Genomic DNA, 4083 nt, shown 5'->3' with positions numbered 1-4083 from the left:
GGCGCCGACCAGCGGAATGGCGCTGAAGAAGCCGGTGATGACGGTGGCGCCCCAGAAGCTCATCTGGCCCCATGGCAGCACGTAGCCCATGAAGCCGGTCGCCATCATCAGGAGATAGATGATGCAGCCGAGGATCCACAGCAGTTCGCGCGGCGCCTTGTAGGAGCCGTAATAGAGGCCACGGAAGATGTGGATGTAGACGGCGACGAAGAAAAACGAGGCGCCGTTCGAATGCATGTAGCGCAGCAGCCAGCCCGAATTCACGTCGCGCATGATCTTCTCGACCGAGCCGAAGGCCAGATTGGTGTCGGCCGTGTAATGCATGGCCAGCACGATGCCGGTCAGGATCTGCGCCACCAGCATGATCGACAGGATGCCGCCAAAGGTCCATGCATAGTTGAGGTTGCGCGGCACCGGATAGGCAACGAAGCTGTCATAGACCAGCCGCGGCAGCGGCATGCGGGCGTCGAACCAGCGTCCGAGACCGGTTTTGGGCGTATAGGTCGAGTGTCCCTCGCTCATCGAAATATCCCCCTGCCTCAACCGATAAGGATCTTGGTATCGGAAATGAACTTGAATACCGGAACCGCCATGTTCTCCGGCGCCGGGCCTTTGCGGATGCGGCCGGCGGTGTCGTATTGCGAACCGTGGCACGGGCAGAACCAGCCGCCGAAATCGCCTTCCTGGCCAAGCGGAATGCAGCCGAGATGCGTGCAGACCTGAACCATCACCATCCAGGCTTCCTTGCCGGGCGTGGTGCGATTGGCGTCGGTCGCCGGTGCGTCGGCCGGCAGATTGGCGTTGCGGGCGATCGGATCCTTGAGATCGGCCAGCTTGACCGCCTCGCCGTCCTTCATTTCCTGTTCGGTGCGGTTGCGGACCACGACCGGCTTGCCGCGCCATTTGACGATCAGCGACATGCCCGGCGTCAGCGAGGCGACGTCGACTTCGACCGAGGCGAGCGCCAGCGTCGAGGCGTCAGGGCGCATCTGGTCGATGAACGGCCACGCGAAAGCACCCGCGCCGACCACTGCGGCCATGCCGGTGGCGACGTAGAGAAAATCACGACGGTTGGGATCCTGGGTGTCGGTTGCGCTCACGGGTGCCTGATCCTTTCGCCTCTTCCGTGCCGGTGGTTGAGCCTTGTTCCCCGCTCAAATTACGCCAACCCGACAGCGCATGGCGAACAGGCTTGCGAATTCCTCCGGCATTTGGACTTCGGTTTATGCGTGAAGCCCGTTTTTGTCCAGACGGGTGAAGGCACAAGGGCAGATTGTCGCGGGGACAAAATCCGCCGCCGGTCAACACGACGCCGGATAGCCGCCAACCATCACTAAACAACCGGGAAACACCCGCAAATCCGACGCCCTTGTTCGGCTCGACACAAGGCCCCAGCCGGGTCTATCCTTGTCATCATGGCACACGTCATAGACCGCGACACCTGGGCCGTTCGCTCGGACCATTGGAAGGGCGAGTTGCAATGTGGCGCCTACGGCTCCAACTCCTGCCTGATCTTCAACTATCTGCCTGATGTCGGCGGCGGCCCGCGCCTGCACACACATCCCTACGCGGAGATCTTCATCATCCGCCAGGGCACCGGCCTGTTCACTGTCGGCGACCAGGAAATCGAGGCATCCGCCGGCCAGATCCTGATCGTGCCACCCAATACGCCGCACAAATTCACCAATCTCGGCCCAGGCCCGCTGGAAACGACCGACATCCACGAGAATGGCAGCTTCATCACCGAATGGCTGGAGTGATCCCTATTTCGCGCCGAGCCTGGCCAGCACCGCTTTCGGGATGTTGTATTCACGAATGACGGCATCGTGCTTGCGCAAGCCGCACAGCTCGCGCTGGATGAAATAGCCATGCACCGCCTCGGCGGCATCCTTGAGCAGAAGGGGGCGCAGTTGCTCGTCGGCATTGTCGCGCAGCCTGGCCAGCGTTTCCTCTACCCGCTGGCCGGCGCGGCCGAGTGCTGCCGCCTTTTCCGCCAATATTTCATGGCCGAGCGCGTCGAAGGCGGCTTCGGCGGCCGAGGCGCCGGCAAGATGAGATGGCGGACGCAAGGACATTTCAGCCTCCTTTCCCGAAAACCATGCGGTGTGTGACGAACTCTTCGCCCGCCACGCGCTGAAAGCCAAGCCGTTCATAGAAACGGAAAGCTTCTTGCGGCGCGCGGGTGTTCAGCATGGCGAAATGGTGACGTGCCCTGTCGACAACGGTTTCGACCAGCATCCGGCCAAGGCCGGCGCGACGGTGGCGCGCGCTGACGAACAGGTGCCGGACCCGGCCGTGGCCCCTGTCCTCGAAATAGGGATCGATGTTCAACCCGCACACGCCGGCGAGTTCCCTTCCATACCATGCTCCGTACAGCGCCTCCCCCCGTTTCAGGAACTTGTTGCGGCCACTTGCCCAGCCATCCGCAAGGCGTACCAGCATCCAGTAGCCTTCCAGCCGGCTCTCTTCCTTCAGCGTGTCGAAGGCCGGCATGGTCGGCCGAAACCGCTTGAGCACGTAGCCGACCTCTGGGATGGCGCCTGTCGATCCACCCATTGAGCTACTCCGCCGGGCGCGTCTCTTCGAGCACGCTGTCCTCGTGATAGAGAAAACCGCCGGACTGCCGCTTCCACAGCCGCGCATAGAGCCCGTCGAGCGCCACCAATTGGTCATGCGTGCCTTGCTCGACAATGCGGCCGCCGTCGAGCACCACCAGACGATCGAGTGCTGCGATCGTCGACAGCCGGTGGGCGATGGCGATGACCGTCTTGTTTTCCATCAGCCGTGTCAGATTCTCCTGGATCGCCGCCTCGATGTCGGAATCGAGTGCCGAGGTCGCCTCATCGAGAATCAGGATCGGCGCATCCTTGAGGAAGACGCGGGCGATCGCCACGCGCTGGCGCTGGCCTCCCGACAGCTTGACGCCGCGCTCGCCGACAAACGCCTCGTAGCCGGCGCGGTCCCTGTTGTCGCGCAAGGTCAGGATGAACTCGTGCGCCTCAGCCTTTTTCGCCGCCGCGATCACCTCCGCATCGGTCGCGTCAGGCATGCCGAGCTTGATGTTGTCGCGCAGCGAACGGTGGAACAGCGCCGTGTCCTGGCTGACGACGCCGATATTGGCGCGCAGCGAATTCTGCGTAACTTTGGCGACATCCTGGCCATCGATGGTGATCGACCCGCTCTCGAGATCGTAGAGGCGCAGGATCAGATTGGCGAGGGTCGTCTTGCCGGCGCCGGACGGTCCGACCAGCCCTACCTTCTCGCCTGGCCTGACGACAAGGTCGATGCCGTTCAGCACGCCGAAACCTTTGCCGTAGTGGAACTCGACGTTCTTCACCGCGATACGGCCACCCGCAACGACGAGTTCCTTGGCGTCGGGCGCATCGGTGAGGCCGAGCGGCTGCGAGATCAGCGCCTTGGAATTCTCCAGCACGCCGAGGTTTCGCAAGATGCTGTTGAGCTGCATCATCAGCCGGCCGAGCAGCATGTTGAGCCGCAGCACCAGCGACAGGGTGAAGGCGACCGCGCCGACGGTGATCGAGCCCTCGACCCAGAGATAGACGGCAAAGCAGCCGATCGCCGTGATCATGATGCCCGACAGCGTGGTCAGCGCCATGCGCACGCCGGTCAGCCGGCGGGTGAACGGGCGCAATGCGTCGAGATAGATGTCGAAACCGTTCCTGATGTAGCGGTCGTCGCCATCGGCCGAGAACAGTTTCAGCGTCTGCACGTTGGAATAGGAATCGACGATGCGGCCGGTGATCATCGAGCCGGCCTCGGCTGTTTCCTCGGCATGCTTGCGGATTGCCGGCAAATAGAGCTTGGCCAGCCAGCCGAAGGCGGAAATCCAGATCACCACCAGAACCGCCAGCCTGAGATCGAGGCCTGCGACCAGCGCCAGCGTCGTCACCGTGTAGACGATCATAAACCAGACGACCTCGATGAAGCTTTCCATCAAGTCGCCGGTCGCCTGGCCCGCCTGCCAGACCTTCGTCGCGATGCGGCCGGCGAAATCGTTCTGGAAAAAGGCGTAGGACTGGCGCGAGACATGCCGGTGCGCCTGCCAGCGCACCAGATTGTAGA

Annotated in this window: 6 protein-coding genes; 1 reads left to right on the top strand and 5 read right to left on the bottom strand. The window is 62.7% G+C overall.

The window, feature by feature from the left end:
- Both ENZ74_RS24200 and petA read right to left on the bottom strand, forming a co-directional pair.
- Nucleotides 1-522, bottom strand: a 522-nt coding sequence (locus tag ENZ74_RS24200) for a cytochrome b N-terminal domain-containing protein (protein ID WP_206522319.1), incomplete at its 3' end; no start/stop codon positions are given.
- 17 nt (nucleotides 523-539) lie between these two features.
- The gene (gene petA, locus ENZ74_RS24195; protein ID WP_013529984.1) at nucleotides 540-1100 is read right to left on the bottom strand and encodes a ubiquinol-cytochrome c reductase iron-sulfur subunit; all 561 of its coding nucleotides are present in this window, start codon (nucleotides 1098-1100) and stop codon (nucleotides 540-542) included.
- Between the two features lie 315 nt (nucleotides 1101-1415).
- Here petA and ENZ74_RS24190 point away from each other — a divergent pair, with 315 nt between their 5' ends.
- Nucleotides 1416-1760, top strand: coding sequence for a cupin domain-containing protein (locus ENZ74_RS24190; RefSeq protein WP_013529983.1), 345 nt, complete (start codon nucleotides 1416-1418; stop codon nucleotides 1758-1760).
- Between the two features lie 3 nt (nucleotides 1761-1763).
- Here ENZ74_RS24190 and ENZ74_RS24185 read toward each other — a convergent pair whose 3' ends face one another.
- From ENZ74_RS24185 to ENZ74_RS24175, 3 genes are all read right to left on the bottom strand, one after another.
- Nucleotides 1764-2075, bottom strand: coding sequence for a DUF6665 family protein (locus tag ENZ74_RS24185; RefSeq protein ID WP_013529982.1), 312 nt, complete (start codon nucleotides 2073-2075; stop codon nucleotides 1764-1766).
- Nucleotide 2076: 1 nt separating this feature from the next.
- Nucleotides 2077-2556 carry a GNAT family N-acetyltransferase gene (locus tag ENZ74_RS24180; RefSeq protein WP_063168843.1) on the bottom strand — a complete coding sequence of 160 codons (480 nt, stop codon included), beginning with the start codon at nucleotides 2554-2556 and terminating at the stop codon, nucleotides 2077-2079.
- Between the two features lie 4 nt (nucleotides 2557-2560).
- On the bottom strand, nucleotides 2561-4083 hold a 1523-nt coding region (locus ENZ74_RS24175; protein ID WP_164761170.1), incomplete at its 5' end, for an ABC transporter ATP-binding protein.

The sequence above is a fragment of the Mesorhizobium sp. M7A.F.Ca.CA.002.15.2.1 genome, assembly GCF_003998715.1.
GTDB lineage: Bacteria > Pseudomonadota > Alphaproteobacteria > Rhizobiales > Rhizobiaceae > Mesorhizobium > Mesorhizobium ciceri.
The sequence above is the reverse complement of the archived record's forward strand: the minus strand, read 5'-3'. Positions and strand labels throughout refer to the sequence as shown.

Coding starts and splice junctions, on each gene's coding strand:
- ENZ74_RS24190 (WP_013529983.1), top strand. CDS start 1,416: ATGGCACACGTCATAGACCGCGACACCTGGGCCGTTCGCTCGGACCAT.
- ENZ74_RS24185 (WP_013529982.1), bottom strand. CDS start 2,075: ATGTCCTTGCGTCCGCCATCTCATCTTGCCGGCGCCTCGGCCGCCGAA.
- ENZ74_RS24180 (WP_063168843.1), bottom strand. CDS start 2,556: ATGGGTGGATCGACAGGCGCCATCCCAGAGGTCGGCTACGTGCTCAAG.